This is a genomic window from Vibrio sp. Makdt (assembly GCF_027587015.1).
Lineage (GTDB): Bacteria > Pseudomonadota > Gammaproteobacteria > Enterobacterales > Vibrionaceae > Vibrio > Vibrio chagasii_B.
In genome coordinates this window covers 313,395-332,322 of record NZ_JAPPTH010000001.1, presented here as the reverse complement: position 1 = coordinate 332,322, position 18,928 = coordinate 313,395, and the positions used below count along the sequence as shown (strand labels likewise).

At 46.4% G+C, this 18,928-nt stretch carries 16 protein-coding genes; 13 read left to right on the top strand and 3 right to left on the bottom strand.

Annotation, left to right across the window (positions count from 1 at the left end):
* Positions 1–51 precede the first annotated feature (51 nt).
* The 12 genes from OH460_RS01455 to rlmJ all read left to right on the top strand — a co-directional run bounded on the left by OH460_RS01455 (position 52) and on the right by rlmJ (position 14,411).
* Positions 52–726: a hypothetical protein gene (locus OH460_RS01455; RefSeq protein ID WP_269994390.1), complete on the top strand. Its 675-nt coding sequence runs from the start codon at positions 52–54 to the stop codon at positions 724–726.
* A 45-nt stretch (positions 727–771) separates the two neighbouring features.
* Entirely contained in the window at positions 772–1,470 is a 699-nt protein-coding gene (locus tag OH460_RS01450; RefSeq protein WP_269994388.1) for an ABC transporter ATP-binding protein, read from the top strand.
* Positions 1,458–2,735 (top strand): ABC transporter permease, encoded by a 1,278-nt coding sequence (locus OH460_RS01445; RefSeq protein WP_269994386.1) that lies wholly within the window; start codon positions 1,458–1,460, stop codon positions 2,733–2,735. Before OH460_RS01450 ends, OH460_RS01445 begins: the two co-directional genes overlap by 13 nt.
* Positions 2,728–3,510: an outer membrane lipoprotein-sorting protein gene (locus OH460_RS01440; protein WP_269994384.1), complete on the top strand. Its 783-nt coding sequence runs from the start codon at positions 2,728–2,730 to the stop codon at positions 3,508–3,510. Before OH460_RS01445 ends, OH460_RS01440 begins: the two co-directional genes overlap by 8 nt.
* A 9-nt stretch (positions 3,511–3,519) precedes the next feature.
* Positions 3,520–4,812 (top strand): hypothetical protein, encoded by a 1,293-nt coding sequence (locus OH460_RS01435; RefSeq protein WP_269994382.1) that lies wholly within the window; start codon positions 3,520–3,522, stop codon positions 4,810–4,812.
* Entirely contained in the window at positions 4,812–5,846 is a 1,035-nt protein-coding gene (locus OH460_RS01430; protein ID WP_269994380.1) for a sensor histidine kinase, read from the top strand. Before OH460_RS01435 ends, OH460_RS01430 begins: the two co-directional genes overlap by 1 nt.
* Positions 5,847–5,939: 93 nt before the next feature.
* On the top strand, positions 5,940–6,788 hold the full coding sequence (locus OH460_RS01425) for a LytR/AlgR family response regulator transcription factor (RefSeq protein ID WP_269994378.1): 849 nt from the start codon (positions 5,940–5,942) through the stop codon (positions 6,786–6,788).
* A gap of 154 nt (positions 6,789–6,942) precedes the next feature.
* On the top strand, positions 6,943–9,717 hold the full coding sequence (locus tag OH460_RS01420) for an insulinase family protein (protein WP_269994376.1): 2,775 nt from the start codon (positions 6,943–6,945) through the stop codon (positions 9,715–9,717).
* Positions 9,718–9,970: 253 nt separating this feature from the next.
* Entirely contained in the window at positions 9,971–10,435 is a 465-nt protein-coding gene (locus OH460_RS01415) for a hypothetical protein (protein ID WP_239930915.1), read from the top strand.
* 164 nt (positions 10,436–10,599) lie between these two features.
* The gene (secD, locus tag OH460_RS01410; protein WP_171750685.1) at positions 10,600–12,399 is read left to right on the top strand and encodes a protein translocase subunit SecD; all 1,800 of its coding nucleotides are present in this window, start codon (positions 10,600–10,602) and stop codon (positions 12,397–12,399) included.
* Positions 12,400–12,401: 2 nt separating this feature from the next.
* Complete coding sequence (secF, locus tag OH460_RS01405) at positions 12,402–13,343, top strand: protein translocase subunit SecF (protein WP_269994371.1); 942 nt, start codon at positions 12,402–12,404, stop codon at positions 13,341–13,343.
* Between the two features lie 201 nt (positions 13,344–13,544).
* Positions 13,545–14,411 (top strand): 23S rRNA (adenine(2030)-N(6))-methyltransferase RlmJ, encoded by an 867-nt coding sequence (rlmJ, locus tag OH460_RS01400; protein WP_239939992.1) that lies wholly within the window; start codon positions 13,545–13,547, stop codon positions 14,409–14,411.
* A gap of 297 nt (positions 14,412–14,708) precedes the next feature.
* Here the strand turns inward: rlmJ and OH460_RS01395 are convergent, their stop codons facing one another.
* From OH460_RS01395 to OH460_RS01385, 3 genes are all read right to left on the bottom strand, one after another.
* The gene (locus tag OH460_RS01395) at positions 14,709–15,797 is read right to left on the bottom strand and encodes an alkene reductase (protein ID WP_269994367.1); all 1,089 of its coding nucleotides are present in this window, start codon (positions 15,795–15,797) and stop codon (positions 14,709–14,711) included.
* Between the two features lie 74 nt (positions 15,798–15,871).
* Positions 15,872–17,065, bottom strand: a complete 1,194-nt coding sequence (locus OH460_RS01390) for an MFS transporter (protein WP_061034031.1) — start codon at positions 17,063–17,065, stop codon at positions 15,872–15,874.
* Between the two features lie 82 nt (positions 17,066–17,147).
* Positions 17,148–17,831 carry an SDR family oxidoreductase gene (locus tag OH460_RS01385; RefSeq protein ID WP_186171052.1) on the bottom strand — a complete coding sequence of 228 codons (684 nt, stop codon included), beginning with the start codon at positions 17,829–17,831 and terminating at the stop codon, positions 17,148–17,150.
* A 124-nt stretch (positions 17,832–17,955) separates the two neighbouring features.
* Here OH460_RS01385 and OH460_RS01380 point away from each other — a divergent pair, with 124 nt between their 5' ends.
* On the top strand, positions 17,956–18,885 hold the full coding sequence (locus OH460_RS01380) for a LysR family transcriptional regulator (RefSeq protein ID WP_269994360.1): 930 nt from the start codon (positions 17,956–17,958) through the stop codon (positions 18,883–18,885).
* The last annotated feature ends 43 nt before the right edge of the window (positions 18,886–18,928 follow it).

Below are 18,928 nucleotides of genomic sequence, written 5' to 3'. Positions count from 1 at the left end.
ACAGTTTGTGGTTAACCTTTCAACGTCAACATTTGAAAGGGATTAGAAATCATGACTGCTTCAAACACTTACAACTCATTTACTGCTCTGTTTCGTCGTTCACTTTTAATTGGGTTAGCTTCAATCGCCCCTACGCTGGCGCTAGCTAATCCAAGTTCAGACGTGCTTGATATTTACAACCAAGCCGCGCAAGGCAATGAAGACCTAGTCGAGGTGGCCTATGAGCGCCTCAATGACACACTGCAACAAGACGGTGCAACACCACTAACCTTGGTCTATTTAGGCAGCACAGAAACCTTAATGGGGCGTGATGCGTTCTTACCTTGGAACAAGATGAAGTATGTAGAAAAGGGCTTATCGATTATAGATAAATCATTGGTGTTGCTGAAAGATGAAGACCAGCCCATTCATGAACAACCTCGTGTTCAAGGGTTACCAGATTCTTACCTGACTCGCGCTATGGCCGCGGTGACTTACACCTCTCTTCCAGACATGTTTAACCACTTTGATCGCGGTTACGACTTGTTCCTCTCGCTACTCGCGGAAGATGAATTTCAACAACAGCACTTCTCTGCAACCTCATGGATTTATCGCTACGCCATTACCGCATCGATTCGTGCTGAAGACTTCGAGCAAGCACAGGTGTGGCTTGAAAAAATGGAAAGCACCGATGCCGGAAACATCGAGACAATGACGGCTAAAGCCCTAATAGCGAAAGCCAAATAACAGCTGCGAACGCTTAAGAATGATGGGTTAGCGGAGGACAGAGGAATGATTGAATTTAAAGATATCGGCAAAGCATATGTCACGGGTGGTCAACGTGTTGATGCATTAAGCGGGGTCGATGGACATATCCAGCGCGGTGAAATGGTGGCGTTGTGTGGCCCGTCGGGATCGGGAAAAAGCACACTGCTGAACATCCTAGGTTTGTTGGATATGGACTATCGAGGTGAGATAACTATTGATGGCAAAGCGTACCCAACAGAGCAAATTGCCGCTGCGCGTTTTCGCCGCCAGTCGTTGGGTTTTGTGTTTCAGCGCTTCAATCTTGTTCCGGTGATGACCGCGCTTGAGAACGTCGCATATCCATTGATGTTGAACCAATGCTCGAAACAAGAACAACAGGCCAGAGCTCAGGACATGTTGGATCGTGTTGGGCTAGGCGAATATGTACATCATCGCCCAGACAATCTTTCAGGTGGCCAGCAGCAACGTGTCGCAATAGCCAGAGCGCTAATCCACAACCCAAGCTTAGTAATCGCCGATGAGCCGACAGCGAGCTTAGACAGCCACACCGCTAATAACGTGATCGATATTATGCGCGAGCTTTGTCACGAGTTTGGCACCACCTTTATTGTTGCGACCCATGATCCAAGGATGGCTAACCGTTGCGACCGTGTGATTGAGTTGGTGGATGGCAAATTGGTCTCTTCAGTGTCAAACAAGGAGGCAATCTCATGGGCAAGTTAATGCAGTTTGGCTTTTTGCAATCGCTTCGCTTGGCGTGGCTGAATTTGCTACGAAATGGCCGCCGTAGCTTATTGTCTGTTCTGATTGTGGCGATTGCCGTGTTTGCACTCACCTCGGCGGGTGGCTATGGGCTCTATACCTATGAATCTTTACGAGAGTCGACCGCGCGAGATACAGGGCATTTAACACTCAGCACACCAGGCTATTTTGAACAAGACGAAGATATGCCGCTGAGTAATGGTCTGGATAACGTTCAAGCGCTCACCAAGAGCATTATTGGCGACAGCGATGTGCGTGGTGTTCAGCCACGAGTTTACTTTAGTGGTTTGGTGTCTAACGGCAGCAAGTCGACCATCTTTATGGGAACAGGGGTTAATGAGCGAGAATTCGATATGAAAGGACCATTCCTTGATGTGCGCAGTGGTCAAACTCTCTCTGATGTGAAATCACCAAGATACGACAGCCAAGAGCCACAAGTGATGCTCGGAACCGACCTTGCTCGCAACCTCAAAGTGGCCGTTGGTGATTGGGTAACGCTGCTCGCCACCACCAGTGACGGCGCTCTCAACGCTTTCGATTTTAAGGTTCAGGGTATCTACTCGACTGGTGTTCCTGAGCTAGACAAACGTCAGTTGTACGTGCACATCACCACCGCACAAGAGCTTTTGGCTTCAGACAAAGTCAGCACCTTGTCGGTATTTCTTTTTGAAACCAACAAGACTTCGACGGTTCAACAACGCATCCAATTGGCTTTGGACAAGCAAGTTGGTCAACAGGGCTCAGGTATTGAGATCACTCCATGGCAAGATCGCGCGTTTTTCTACACCAAGGTTAAAGACCTTTACGACCGTATCTTCGGCATCATGGGCGCAGTGATGGCATTGGTAGTGTTTGTGTCTCTGTTCAACACCATGACCATGTCGGTGACGGAACGCACTCGTGAAATCGGCACCTTATCGGCACTCGGCAGTTACCCATCTGAAATCGTGGCGGGTTTTCTAAAAGAGGCGGGATTATTGGCTGTGATTGGTAGTGCGATAGGCGCATTAGTGAGTGGTTTAGTGTCGGTGTTATTGCTGGTGATTGATGTGCAAATGCCACCACCTCCGGGTCGAACTGAAGGTTACCCACTCAATATTTACTTCTCATTGGAATTGGTTGGTTACGCCACCTTAGGTGTACTGACGATCTGTTTGCTAGCCGCTTATTTCTCTGCTCGAAAAGGCGTAAATAAGCCAATCACGGAGGCGCTGGTTTATGTATAAATTTACTCGTTCACTCACTATTTTAGGTTCTGCGTTGGCCTTGGCTCTAGCATCGGCATCAAGCTGGGCTATCGATTCACAGCAAGTTACCGAGATGATTGCTAAGGCAGACAGCTACCGTTTGAACAGCGAACAGGCATCAAAAGTGGTATCTCTGGTCGCGCTATATCAAGACGAGCAACTAGACAAAACCCGCGAATACAACGTCTACACAAGGCCAAACCGAGAGTCGCTGGTCGTGTTTAAGTCGGCAGTCGAGGCGGGTCAAAAGATGTTGATGATAGAGGATAACTATTGGTTATTGATGCCGAAGTCGCGCCGTCCAATTCGTATCACCCCTATGCAAAAATTGCTTGGTGAAGCTTCAGTTGGTGATATATCAACACTGACTTGGAGCGAAGACTACCAAGGCGAGTGGGTTGCTGAACAATCGGTTGAGATGCCAAGTGGTGATCAGCTTGATACCCATCACTTGAAACTCACCGCAAAAACTAAGGGCGCGAGTTATCAATCCATCGATCTGTGGTTAACGGCAGACCGAGCATTTCCAGTCAAAGCTGATCTGTATCTGCGTTCAGGAAAGCTAGCTAAGCAAGCGTGGTTTACTGAAGGCGTGCGTGATGGCTTGCCAAGTGTGGTGTCGATGACCCTACTCGATAAGATTCAACCAAGTAAGAAAACCGTGATTGAATACCGCGAGGTAAGCGAACAAGCCTTGGCAGACAAGTATTACAACCCCGCTTATTTATCGCGTAACAATGTTTCTGGGCTTTAGGTGGCTGGAATGAAAGTTCTCAATCGCAAGTTTCACATCAAGTACTCAGCCGTTACTTTGCTTGCTTTGTCTTGTGTGAGTAACACGATTCAAGCGGATGATCTGAGCCTAGCGTGGGACTGGCAACTGAGTGCTGAGGGCGTTGAATCGAGAGAGTCGCCATTTAGCCCTTTCGCATCTGACAATCGTCAGTCACTCAATGGCTTACTGGATCTTGAAGTTGGATATGGCAATTGGCTTGGCCTGTTTGCAGTGAAAGCCAACGATATTCAAAGCAATAACCCTCAAGAACAAGATGCGAGCTTTGAATCGGAATTCATCGTGCGTGAGTTGTTTTGGCAAGGTGGTGTTGAGGTGTCGAATTCAGCGTTCGGTGACCACTATCTTGATGTGACGCTTGGAAAAGTTCGCCTAGATTGGGGCGTTGGTTATGGCTACCGACCTTTAGACATCATCAAGCCTTACCGACAAAACCCAGTGGGCATTGTCGCAGAAGAGGGCGCAGGTGTGGCTTCAGCGTCACTGTTCGATATGACGGGCGAATGGACACTGCTTTACAGCGACTCATCATGGACTTCCCAAGAGGTGAATCAATTCGAAAAGCAGAATCAGCAACAAGGGGTTGGCTTACGTCGTTATAACCTAGTAGGCGATCACGAATATCAATGGGTCGCTTATTACGACGATGTACGCCACGGTTTGCTTGGAGCGAGCTTGGTGTCGGTATTAAACCTCGCGTGGGAGTTTCATGGTTCGATGGTTTATCAGCGACAAAGTTTGGGTTACAACCAGCCCAATTCACTGCATAAACCGGTTTATCTAGAAGAGCAGGGCGAGGCATACCAGGCCTTGGTTGGACTGACGTGGGCCAATGAGGCGGGCCACAATGTAGTACTGGAATACTGGTTTGATAGCCGCGCTTGGAGTGATTCCGAGTGGCAAAGCGCGTTAGATAATGCGGAGTATTTGTCTCTTAATCCCATGACAACATCGTTGGCGGGCTCTTACGCTCAAGGCTATCAACACGCCAATTTGGTTCAACACAACCTCATGTTTCACTGGTCTTTGGACTCGACACATGGCTGGCTTGAAGATATCACGCCAACATTTGATGTCATGCTGTCTCCCGAAGATGGTGGCTTTATTGCTACGCAGTGGCTCAATTATCAGGCTTTCGATAATGGCGATTCATCGTTGGAATTGGAACTTGCTGCACGCTTTCTAGGCGGTAAAAGTGATTCTGCTTACGCCAACTTACCGGATAGTCATATGATTCTTTTAAATATCAAAGGACGATTTTAATGGACACTTCTTCAAACAGTCGCTTTTCATGGATTAAAAGCTTTGCGTTCACCACGCTATTTTGCGTTCTTATTGCAATTACAACCAATACGATTTGGGGAGGCGGGTTAACACTTAATTTGGCCATCAGCTTCGGTTTTGGTTACAGCGCGGTTGGCTCTTCGTTTGTGTTAGTTAAGTGGTTTAAACGTGAGTCTCGCGTATTTGAAGTTGGTGTTTCAATGCTCATTGCTATGGTGGTGGGTACCTTGAATGCGCACTATTGGTTGAACGGCTTTTTCGGTTCGAACCTTTCCGATCTTAAGTCGGTGATGCTGCTTGGTGTGATCTTCTGTTCCGTTTGTTATTACTATTTCTACACAAGAGAGCAGCAGCTGCGTGCCGATAATGAATTAGAGGTGGCTAAGCGTCGCCAAGCTGATCAAGAAAAGGTGGTCGTACTTAGCCAGTTAAAACAGCTGCAAAGTCAAATTGAGCCGCACTTTTTGTTCAACACTCTTGCGACCATCAATGTATTGATCGAGAGTGACAGCGCCAAAGCTAAGTTGATGCTTGAAAAACTGACTGACTTGTTGCGAGTGACCCTGAAGAACAGCCGTACTGAGCAATCGACCATAGCTCAAGAGGTCGATCTGCTAGATGCTTATCTCAACATCCAGAAGGTACGATTAGATGAGCGTTTGACGTTCTCGATTGAAACCAACGACATCAGTGAGCAGCAAGTGATTCCACCTTTCTTGATTCAACCTTTGGTTGAGAATGCGTTAACACACGGAATTGAACCTAAGGCTACTGGTGGTGAAGTCAATATCCGAATTGTTCAGCAAGACGACCAGATGAAAATTGAAGTCTCAGACAGTGGCGTGGGGCTGAAAGCACCGTCAATTTCTGCTGGCCATGGTGTTGGATTGAGTAATATTCGTCAGCGTATTGCTACCCTATACGGAGATAAGGCGAGCCTGACGATCACAGAGCAAGCGACTGGCGGCGTGGTGTCGACTATCTTGTTGCCGTTGACTGATGGCGATGTCTAGAAATGGTTAAGCCGTGACGTTAGGGGCTGTGCCTTGGCTCTTAGAGCAATGGCAAAAGTAGACGATTTACAGTGTGAATTTAAAGGAAGAATAATGATCAACTCAGGACTAAAGCCCAGCGTGACGGCAATTATTGCAGACGATGAAGCACTGTTAAGACACCACTTGGATAAGAGTCTTGCTGAGGTTTGGCCTGAGCTAGAGATTGTCAGCAAGGCAAAAAATGGGACAGAGGCTATGCAGAGTATTCAGCAGCTACAACCTGATGTCGCCTTTCTTGATATTCGCATGCCAGAGCTTGATGGTATTTCGCTAGCCAAACAACTGAACAAGCTTACATCACCACCGCTAGTGGTCTTCATAACGGCTTACGACGAGTATGCGGTTAAAGCTTTTGAGCACAATGCGATAGATTACCTACTCAAGCCAATCAATGAAGAGCGACTGCTTGCTACCTGTCAGAAGATTCAAGCGCGCTTATCAAGTAATCAAACACAGTCCGGTCACATGCCAGAACAACCCGACATCGCAGCACTCATGAGTCAACTTCAGCAATTGTCACAATCGGCGTCACAGCAAACGCAGCCTCCTTATCTGTCGCAGAAAAAGTATCTCACGTGGCTCAAAGCCAGTGTTGGCGAAGACATTCACTTGATCGCCGTTGATGATGTGGCGTATTTCAAAGCAGAAGATAAGTACGTATCGATATTCAAGAAAGGGCAGAGTGGGCTATTAGAGGAGTTTATTCTTCGTGTATCTCTAAAGGAGTTACTCGCTCAACTTAATCCAGATGAGTTTTGGCAGATCCATCGTTCAGTGGTAGTGAAAGTGTCGGCTATTGATAAGGTCAAAAAAGGACTATCCGGCCAGATGTCGGCGTATGTATCCGGTGAGAAGTTGCCAATCAGCCGTGCCTCGCAAGCTCTGTTTAAAGGCATGTAGAGAAGTGGTTTAAAAGTATGTAACGATCTCGCAAATCGCATGGTGATTTATAAAATGTAGATCAAAATCACAAAGATACTCACTCGGTTCAATATTAAATAATAATCGTTAGCTCAATCTGTATATTGTCAGTGAATGACATTAAGAGGTTGTTATGAAGACATATTATTTAGTGACGGCAATATGCTTTGCCCTGGTTGGTTGCAGTTCTACATCAAAAACCAATGAAACTTTAATTCAACCAGATCCTGCCTGGACATCTGCTCAACTGGACAATGGTTTTACCTACCATGTTTATCCTGATCATGAAGCATCGGTATCTGTGCGTTTAGTTGTGCACGCGGGCTCCATTCAAGAAACACCTCAACAAGAAGGCTATGCTCACTTTGTCGAGCACATGGCATTCAATGGCAGCAAGAACTTCTCTCAAAACGATGTTATTCGTCTATTTGAAGATGCGGGTTCTAGTTTCGGTGCGGACTTAAATGCTTATACCTCTTATGAAGAGACGGTGTATGAATTAGATTTGCCAGATAACCTCCAATTAGAGCAAGCCTTGACTTGGATGCGTGACGTTGGCGATGGCCTCGATCTCTCTAGTTCGGAAGTTGAAAAAGAAAAGGGAGTGATTCTTGGTGAGTTTCGTATGGCTCGTCTCGATGATAAGTCGTTCCCCGAGAAATATGTTGATTACCTATTCGAAGGCAGCCCTTATGAATCGCAAGATGCGCTAGGAACTAAAGCTTCGGTTGTGGCTGCCACGTCGGAAGGGCTTACCGACTTTTACCAAACTTGGTATCAACCTCAAATCGTTGAGCTAGTGGTTTCTGGTGATGTGGACCTTAAAACAGTGATCCCAATGATTGAAGAGAAATTTTCGAGCTGGGAGCGCGGTAAAACGTCAAAGCCACAAAAGCAGAATACGACTTCGTTCAATGAAGGTGACTACATTGAATATGCTGGCAGAGAAGCTCCGAGTATTTCTTTGACGTTTAACCGAGGTTTAAACACTGTTGAAACCCACGCTCAACAACATCAGCGTTGGTTGGATGAAACCACTCAGATTCTTATTCAGCAGCGTTTAGAGGCAGACTTTAATGATGCAGCGCTACCGACGCAATGGATAACATCAGATAACATCAGGTTGGGTGCTCTGCTTTATTCATCGACAAGTGTTGGCTTCCCAGCAGGCAGCCGTGATGCGGTTCAGAAAGCGTTGGTTTCTACTTTAACGTCGTTACGTGATTACGGTGTTTCTGAAGGAGAAATTGCGAGTGAGCTCCATTATTATCAAGACTCACTGGATGATATTGAGCACGACTGGGATAAAAGGGACAGTGTGGATCACGTGAACGATAAAGTGAACGCATCACTGTCTGGCGATATTGTCCAATCTCAAAAAGACTATCAGGCCAGCATGGAAGCCTTTCTTGCTAATTTAAGCCTTGAAGCGATTAATAAAAATATCAAAGAAGTCCTTTCGAGTGATTACTTTTTGATTGTCGGCATGGATGACAATGAGGATCGCACAGCGGTTCTGGCTTCTCTAGATGGATTAAAAGCTTCTTATAGTCAGCAGGGTACACAGACATTCGTAACGGCAACAGCCAGTGCATTTGCTTCGCCTACCGTACCCGGCGAGGTTGAATTGGTAGAGCAAATGTACGCCGATCCAAATATTCAAAAGTGGACTTTAAGTAATGGTATCGACATGTGGTACCTACGTGATTCATACGCGAAAGACGATGTTGGAATAATGTACGTGAGTCTTGGCGGTAAAGCGGCGTTGGATCCGGATTTATACGCAGCTGCAAATGTGACATTACCTGTTATTGCTCGAAGTGGTGCTGGTGACTTTACGGGATCTGAGCTGAAAGCCTACTTTGATCGTGAAGGGATTTTAGTCGATTCTTTTATTTCTTCGACGCGACATGGCATTGAGTTTAATATCGAAAAAGATGGGATGAGTGACGCGTTTGCTGCGCTATATACCTTCATGGTGTCTCCTAAAGTGAATTCTGATCAGCTTGAAGCTGTGAAGCAAGAGCTAGTGCAAGATAAAGAGTCCTTCCTAAGTACGCCTGTTGGTCAATTTGAACAAGTGATCAATCAAAATATTTATCGCTCGGGAAGCCGCCATCTATTCGTAAATAAAGAGCGTGTTAAAGCGGTTTCTGTTGAAGATGTCCGTGCTGTTCATCAACAATTATTTGGTCAACTAAGACACAACCAGTTGGTGGTCGTTGGTGATATCGACCCAAGTGAGTTGAAACCTCTAGTTCGTAAGTACTTAGCTTCAATTCCATTGCAAGCGGGGACGGTGCCAGACTTCAAAGTGGAGTACAAGCAACCAGCGAAACCACGTATTGATGTCGCGATCAACAACGTAAATAGTGCGGAATATATCTTACGAGTGATTCCAGAGCCGACGACGATAGAAAGTGGAGGCTGGACTGCAAAAGATGTTTTCATGGAAGACTTATTGCAACGTTTAGTCGCATCTCGTTTAGACTCTTATGTTCGTGAAGAGTTGAGTTTAGATTATTCACCTTATGCTTATGCGGCTTCGAATGATGGTGAACCGACTCATGAGTGGGTAATCGGAGCAATGATCGCGCCGGAGAACGTAGATACTGTTGAAATGGCGATTGATAGAGTGATCTCAGACCTCCTACAAGGTATTTCTGAAGACGAACTGCATTCGATAGTAAAACAGTTTGAAGCTGACTTCGTGCCACTAGAGGCAAGCTCTATCGATCAGGCGTGGTTTGTGTCTCGTTATCTATTGTATGGGTATGGAGTGGAAGCTTTGGCTGATGTTGACCGAGTCGCTAAATCAATATCGGTTGAAGACATGAATGCTCTGCTCCATCACCTATTTGGCGAGAATAGCCGTAAGGTTAAGAACATCATGCGTCCTGAAGCTTAATCGCTTTGATACTGTGTAATAGCTATAAAACGTCATAACGATCAGCGTTGGACGCATACGTAATGGAAAGCCAAGCCTAATTGCTTGGCTTTTTCTTTTTTTAGAAGCACTGAAGCTTAATCGGTTGCATTGAACCATTTTCTAAAAAAATGTTTTAAATCAAGACAGCGTTTCAATTGTGTTGTAGATTGGCGATCTACGAGAATGTTGTTTGGATATTAGATTGCTTAAACTGGGTACCCGATTAGTCTTAATGTTATTTTTACTGAGCTTTGGCTTAGTGAATTCTAACGGCTATTCGTTTCCTTCTAAGCCGTTTCAAATCGAGACTGCTCAACAGCAATCCTCAGTCAATAAACAGTGTAAGAACGCTGCAATTGATGACCCATCGGCCTATTTAGAGTGCGATAAAGCTCAGCTAGGCGCTTCGTCAGTAGGTGACAGCTCCAACTATCACGATACTGAATCTAGCCTCCAAGCGACGACTTACCGACGTATATCAACCAATGAGCAAGAAAGCGCGCCCGACCTTGAGCCTGCTTATCACTTGCTGATTGACTTCTCTCCCCCTTCTTTACTGGCTTCGCTGTTAGCGACAACCCCGATGTTGGATCTCAAACAGCACTGGACCAGTATTGTTAGCTCTCCGCCTTCCCGTTTGTCGGGGTGGAAAGAGGGCAACATCCAATATTCACATTTCCGAGAACTTATTAGCTAATCGTTTGCCCCTGATTGGTCGCATCGACGATCCCTTGTGCCCGTTGTTCTAGCCAATCCTCAAAACAATTCGCGAATGCACTCTGCTGTCGTTTAATCAGTTTGGTCTGGTTGTCGTCAGTTTCGTACCTGTTCGCAACATATTAGCTTAAGAAATAAGAGATCTTGACTGTGAAAAAACGCATTCCAAGAAAACAAATCAACCACTACTCGAAGTGGAAATACGTGGTACTTATCACCACCATTATCATCATGGTTCTGAGCGCTTTACCGTCTTGGTATGGTGAAGATGCTTCGGTTCAAATTAACAATCGCTCTGAGCAAACCATCGACGCGACGCAGGTGACTCAATACCTCGCGAGCGAAGGCATCCAAGCTAAATCGGCTTATCAGAAAGACAAGCGTTTAGTTGTGATATTGGAAGATGCAGAACAACAAGCGAAGGCTAAAGAGGTGCTGAATGAGCGCCTATTGGACAACGCGACTGTTGCGCTAGCGATGGAGCCAGCAGCACCAAAATGGCTGACTGACATGGGCTTCGCACCGATTCAGTTAGGCCTTGATTTACGTGGTGGTGTGCAGTTCCTGCTAGAAGTGGACATGGAACCGGTTTACCACGCACAAGCGCAATCTGTGGTCGACGAGATCACCAGCCAAGTGCGTTATGCACGCGGTAAAGTGGTGAACAACCAAGTTGAATTTAACTTCCGTACAGATGCAGATTTCGAAAAAGCACAAAAACTGATTCGTGAAGAGTTCCCACAATGGCAACGTGACCGTTCAGATAAATCGCTAACGTTAACTCAGTCTGAAGAAGAGCAAAGAACGCTACGTAACCTAACGGTTCAACAAAACCTGCAGATCATGCGCAGCCGTATTGAAGAGCTTGGTATCACCGAAGCTTCAATTCAACGCCAAGGTGAAAGCCGTATCCGTATCGAATTGCCGGGTGTACAAGATCCTGCAGCTGCAAAAGACGTGATTGGTGCCACGGCATCATTGGCATTCTACTCGGTTTACGACAACCCAACGCGCAACACTCAAACGCTAAAAGATACCGATGGCAACCGTGTGGTTGTCGCTCGTAAAGCAGTACTAAGTGGTGAACACATTATTGATGCACGTAGTGGCATTGGTGAAATGGGCAGCGCAGAAGTAAACATCACCCTAGACTCTGCGGGTGGTAAGAAAATGTCTGAATTCTCTCGTCATAATATCGGTAAGCCAATGGCGACTGTGTACAGCGAGTACAGCCGCGACAGAGCTGGTAACAGCGAGAAAACCAGTGAAGTGATCAGCGTAGCGAACATCCAATCTCAATTGGGCAGCCGTTTTAGAATTACTGGTGCTGGCACTATGGCTGAAGCGCAAGAGTTGGCTCTACTGCTTCGCGCTGGCTCATTAACCGCGCCTGTGACCATCATTGAAGAGCGTACCATTGGTCCATCTTTGGGCGCAGAAAACGTGACTAACGGCTTTGCTGCACTTGCGCTTGGTCTTGGTCTTACTCTTACGTTTATGGCGCTATGGTATCGTCGTCTTGGTTGGGTCGCGAATGGTGCGCTTATCGTTAACATGGTAACGCTGTTTGGTCTGATCGCATTGCTACCGGGGGCGGTATTAACACTGCCGGGTATTGCTGGTTTGGTATTAACCGTTGGTATGGCGGTGGATACTAACGTACTTATCTTCGAACGTATTCGAGACAAAATGAAAGAAGGACGAAGCTTTGCTAGCTCCATCGATCGAGGTTTCGATAGCGCGTTCTCATCTATCTTCGATGCTAATTTCACCACAATGATTGTAGCTGTCGCTCTTTACACCATTGGTAACGGACCAATTCAAGGCTTTGCTTTGACACTGGGCTTAGGTCTTCTAACCAGTATGTTTACGGGCATTTTTGCTTCACGAGCGATCATCAATTTGGTTTGGGGGCGTGACCAACGCCACGATGTAAGGATTTAAGCATGAGTACTTCAACAAAAATGACAATTTCAGAACGCTATTTTTCAAATAGTAATATGACTCTCCTACGTAAGGTGATGTCGGTAATCTCTATTGTGTTGTTCATGAGCTCAGTAATGCTGGTAGCCGTGAAAGGGTTCAACTGGGGCTTGGATTTTACAGGTGGTGTGGTCGCTGAGGTTCAACTTTCTGATCAAGTGACCAAAGACGCGCTGAAAACACAGCTTGATGCCGCTTTCCAACAAGACGTGCAAGTGGTTGGCATGGCAGAGCAAGACCGCTGGACCATTCGCTACAGCCAAATAACAGACGCACCGCAGATCAATTTAGTTGATGCTTTGGCATCGGTGAGTGACCAAGTGAAAGTGCTTAACAGCAGCGTGGTTGGCCCTCAAGTGGGTCAAGACATGGTTGACCAAGGTGGCTTAGCGGTATTGGTGTGTTTCTTAATGATCATGCTTTACCTAAGTGTCCGATTTGAATGGCGTTTAGCTCTAGGTGCTCTGGCTGCGATCATTTACGACGTGACGATTATCTTCGGCTTATTCGCCTTGACTCAGTTTGAGTTCAACCTAACGGTGTTAGCGGCGGTATTAGCGATTCTAGGTTACTCACTCAATGACTCGATCATTATCGCTGACCGTGTCCGTGAGATGCTACGTGGCAACCCTAACGGCGATACTGACAACCTGCTTAATGAATCAGTTAAAGCAACGTTCTCTCGTACCATGGTGACTTCAGGTACGACTTTGTTGACGGTATCTGCGCTTTGGTTGCTTGGTGGCGCGGCGCTACAAGGCTTTGCAATCGCATTAGTAGTAGGCATTGCGAGTGGTACATGGTCTTCAATTTCGGTCGGTATCACTCTTCCGAAATTACTTGGCTTACAGCCTTGTCACTATCAAGTAAAACCACCTGTAGAAGTTGAGGGTGAGTACCCTTAGGTTATCTATTTTGATAATGCTGCAACTCAGTAAGTGAGTTCACTTTAGCCCTTCGTTTTTAACCGAACGAAGGGCTTTATTTTATTTAAGAGTCAAACAGTTAGGAAAAGAGAGCCTATTTCAAAAAACGACGGATTGAGCAGGCAAGTACTAATGATATGAAGTATGTTTATATGACGTTAGTAGAAATGAGGCAAGGGAATGGAATATCGACATCAATGTCACGTAGGCGACCACGGTGATGCACTGAAGCACCCTGTATTAAGTGCTCTGGTTCAGTCATTAATGCAGCAGCATTCGCGCCTCAATGTTATCGACACTCACTCAGGTACTGGGTGTTATGACCTAACCACTGCGCCAAGTAATCACGCAGGCGAATTTGCAGAAGGGGTTGGGTACCTTTGGCGAAACAAGGCTTACCTTCCTGAGTCATTCGCTTCTTTTATGTCGGTGTTGGAATACTACAATCCGAATCAACTTATCACGCTGTACCCCGGTTCGGCGGCGATTACCTATCAACAAGGTCGCAGCCAAGATAGCTTCTATTTTTCAGACATTCAGCAAGATGAAGCCGATTTACTGCAAACCAACATTGAGAAGTTGCAACGTGATCTCGATGTCTCTAGCAAGCTGACCATTACTGCGGGCGATGGGCTTAAAGCATTGCCTGACGATGTTGCGAAACATGACAGCCATCACCTGATAGTTATCGACCCACCTTACGAAACGGATTCCGAATATCTCGCGGTGATTGATGCTTTGGTTAAGGCCTATCAGCAGTCGGAGAGAGTCTCTGCGTTAATTTGGTATCCGTTATACACAGATGATCGAAGCTCTCTAATATTGGACCACTGTGTGACAGCGGTGAAAGATGGCTTGTTGCCAAGTCCGATAAAGTCGGAATTGCGACTGCGCGACCCGAAAGGGGATGATCGCCTGATTGGCAGTGGCTTACTGTTATTTAACCCACCACAAGGCATTGCAGGGACGGTTGCTGACACGCTCGATTATTTACATAGTCAGCTTGCAACCAATGGCGAAGGCTATTGGCAAATGAAAAGTCTATAAGCCTGATATGTAGGGGCTTTTTGGTGGATTAGTAGACATAGTTCACTAATTCACTGCTATTTGTGTGGTTTAAATTGACCAAACGCTAACTTTTATCGATTGATTAATTGCAGTGAATCATTTAAAAATGGAATATCAATGCGCGCAAGTGCATAATGGCTCATAAGTTAAATAATTAGCCCAAATTAATATCAGATTGTGGTTTACCCCCTAAACTGCATTAGGCTCGCACTAGTCACGCGAGCCTTTCTTTTGCCTGTCGTAAAACTCAAGGCATCACTATCACTTCAAAATTCACTACAACGCCGGATAATCGATATAGCCTTTTTCATTGCCGCCGAATAGAGTCGCGCCATCGAGTTGTGCTAACTCACTGCCGTTTTGCAGGCGTGATACCAGATCGGGGTTGGCAACAAATGGGCGACCAAATGCGACGAGATCCGCGTAGCCTTTGCTTAATACTTCTTCGGCGCGTTCTGGTGTGTAGCTGCCAGCGACGATGATGGTGTTGGAGAACAAGGCTCTTAGTTCGACACGGAAGCTTTCTGGGATAATAGGTGCGTCATCCCAATCGGCTTCTGATAGGTGTAGATAAGCGATATTACGAGCTTGCAGTTCCTTTGACGCATCTAAAATGGTTGGCACTATGTCTGGGCAGTTCATATCTTTGAAGGTGATGAACGGCGCCAAGCGCACACCTACTTTATCGGCACCAATCGTATCAATCACTGCATCCACTACTTCGATTAGAAAACGAAGTCGGTTCTCGCGGCTACCGCCGTAGTTGTCAGTGCGCTTGTTTGAGTTAGTTCTTAGGAACTGGTCAATCAGGTAGCCATTGCCGCCGTGGATCTCGACACCATTAAAGCCTGCTTCGATGGCTTTCTTTGCTGAGTTCGCAAAATCTTGAACCACTCGATCGATGTCTGCTTGGGTCATCTCTCTTGGTTGGATGCAATCGACCATGTTGCCGTTGCCATTCTCATCAGAAATCCACACCTGAGTTTCTATTGGAGCCAAAGCTGACGGTGCAATCGGCAGTTCGCCCTTTTGAAAGGTAGGGTGAGACACGCGGCCTACATGCCAGAGCTGACAAAATATTGCTGCACCTTGCTCTTTGGCGGCTGTGGTAACTGACTTCCAACCTTCGATTTGTGCATCGGTGTAAACGCCGGGAGTGAATGAGTAACCTTGAGAGTCATCAGAGATCTGCGTCGCTTCAGTGATGATAAGCCCGGCACTTGCACGTTGTTGGTAATAAGTCGCCATCATGTCGTTTGGTACATTGCCAGGTTGACTAGTACGAGCGCGTGTCATGGGTGCCATAACAACACGGTTTTGCAGTTCTAGGCCTTTGAGTTCTGATGTTTCGAATAACTTGTTCATGGTATCTACCTTGTTTTAATTCGGTGTTCTTTAGTTCTGTGTTTTTTAGTTTTTTATTCGGGTTATAGAGCGGATTACTTGCTTTCCGCTGGGCTGAAAATAGAGTTGCTTTGTGGCTTGTTTGCTCGGTTAGCTTTGGCGATAAGCAGTAAACCAATGACAGGAACAACAACGGCTGCGAACGGAATCATTCCTGCACCTAACTGGCTGTCGAGAACCATGCCACCAAGGAAACCACCGAAGGCATTCGCTAGGTTAAAGGCTGAAATGTTGGCTGTAGCAGCAAGTTCTTGTCCTTCGCCGCCATGGTTCATTACTCGAAGTTGCATGGCAGGAACGTTCGCAAATGATGCAATACCAAAGACAAATGCCGCTGCAACGAAGAGGATTTTGTTGTCTACCACAAGGCCTACCACAACCAGTGAAGCGATCATCGCGACAGCCCAAAACATGGAAGCTTTGCCTAAATCTTTATCGGAAGAGCGGCCACCTAATGTGTTACCTATGATTAAGCCGACACCTACAATCACTAAGATCCAAGTAACAGACTCTTGACCGTAGCCGGTGATGTGCATAGCGATTGGTGCAAGGTAGCCATAAAGCGTCATGAAGCCAGACCAAGCAAAAGCAGTGATTGCCAAGCTAATCAGTAGCATTGGGTTTTTGAACGCTAACAGCTGAGTTTTGATGTCTTTTGCTTCGCTATGACCGCTTGATTTGATTGACGTTAGGATAGAAATCATCGCGATGGTGCCAAGTGCAGCCACGGTAAAGAAGGTGGTGTGCCAACCGAATTGCAAACTAATCCATGTACCAGCGGGAACGCCAAGAACGTTAGCCAGCGTTAAGCCTGCGAACATTTGACCAACCGCACGGCCTGCCATTTTTTCCGACACTAAGTTGGTTGCGACAACCGCACCTATGCCATAGAAAGGTCCTTGAACTAAGCCTGCAATCACACGGCTAGCGAGCAGTAATGGGTAGCTAGGTGCTAGGGCTGATAAGACATTGCCGATGATGAACAGTGCCATTAAGCCAATCAGCACCATCTTCTTATTAAAGCGTGCAAGGTAGATGGTTAAGATTGGACCGCCGATAACGATAGCTAACGCGTAAGCACTGATTAGATAACCTGCTTGACCTTCGGTTATCGAAAGGGATGTGGCAATTTGCGGAAGAATGCCTGCGATAACAAACTCAGCGGTGCCGATCGCGAACGCCGCGAGTGTCAGTATCCAAACTTGGAATGGGATCTGTTCTTTTTTCATGATGATCTACCTATGTAAATTCTTGTTTTTTAGGACGTGAGACAAACGCCCTAGCCATTGTTCTTTGTGTCTTTGCGAGGGGTTAGCCGAGTAGAGCGCCGCCATCGATGTCGATGATTGACCCAGTTACGTATGGGTTATTAATCGCGAACAGGTAACCCATGGCGATCTCTGAAGCTTCGCCAACCTTGCCTGCTGGTAGGTTGTTTTTGGCGTTGTCGTACATGCTTGCACGAGTGGAATCGTCCATGTTTTTGTAGGCTTCAGTCATGGTTAGGCCCGGGCTGACGGCATTGACGCGAATAGGTGCGAGTTCTTTTGCAAGCACCTTAGTCACACTTTCTAGCGCGGCGTTGATGGCGGTTTTTACGTAAGTGCCAGCGACGACTTTGCGTGACAACATCCCTGTGGTGAGCGTGATCGATCCGTTGGGTTTGATGTAACGTGCCGCATGTTTTGCGACGTTTAGGCTGCCCCAAAACTTGGTATCAAATGCCGTTTTTGCGTCTTCAAGAGCAACGTCGGTCACCTTTCCTGCGGGAGCAGATGAGCCAGCTGTGACCACCAAATGATCGAAGGGACCAATGGATTCGAAGTATTCGCAAATCGACTTTTCATTGCTGATATCAAGGCCTGTGTGTCGGCTAGCAATGTGTACTGTGTTGTCTTCGTTTCTCAATTGCATCGCTAATGCTTTGCCGATACCTGACGTGCCACCAATGATGACGAAAGTGCTCTTTTCTTGGTTCGTTACTACGTTGTTCATGTTCTGAATTCCTGCGTGTTCTGCTGATGGTTGCCATTATATTTATTCGATTAATTTTGATAATTGGCTAAAATGTGAATTCATTGTTCGGTTGATCTGAATAGTATGGCGAGGGGGAAGTAGCATGGATAAGTTTTCAGACATGGCGATGTTCGTCAGTATCGTGAAGCACCAAGGGTTGGCTGCAGCAGGGCGAGAGCTAGGCTTATCACCTGCGACCATGACAGCAAGGCTTCAGGCACTTGAAGAACGATATGGTGTGAAGTTGCTGAATCGAAGTACGCGTCATGTGTCTTTGACCGACTCTGGCGAGCTGTATCACAAGGCGTGTTTGGAGATATTAGATAACGTTAGCGAAGCAGAAAACCTGATTCAAAATGGTGTCAAAGAGGTCAAAGGTCCACTCAAAATCGCCGCGCCGAAAGACATCGGCAAGCAGTACATCCTGCCAATCTTGTCGGAGTTTTGTCAGCAATATCCCGACGTTGTCCCTTACCTGTATTTGAACGATAACCTGTCGAACATTGCTGAGTCGGGCATGGATGTGGTGATTCGTTACGGAGAGTTGGTCGACAGCAGCTTGATATCTAGGCGCTTATCCCCGAGCCGACGTGTGCTGTGTGCTTCTCCTGAGTATCTTGCTAAGCATGGTACGCCCCTAACGCCGCAAGACTTAGTAGACCACGATTGCTTAGCAATGCTGCGCAGCAATGAAGAACTGAAAACATGGCATTTTCAAGATCACGATATGAAGAAGTCGATTACCGTTGTGCCAAAGCGATTCTCTGACGACGGCGAAGTGATTCGCTACTGGGCATTAAAAGGCGAGGGTATTGCGCTCAAATCAGTGTTGGACGTGCAAGATGACATCAATAACCAACGCCTTATCACTCTGCTAAACGGTTACATGAAGAACTTCAACACCGCGATGTCGGTGTCGAGTGCCGATTTGAATGTGGTGTACATCAGCAAGAAATATCAGCCGAAGCGTATCCGGTTGTTTCTTGATTTCTTGTTTGAGCGATTTGGAGATTGCGTCAACTCGAGTTGTTGATTTCCAAGTTACGAAAATAATAGAAATACAACGATGGCAACCG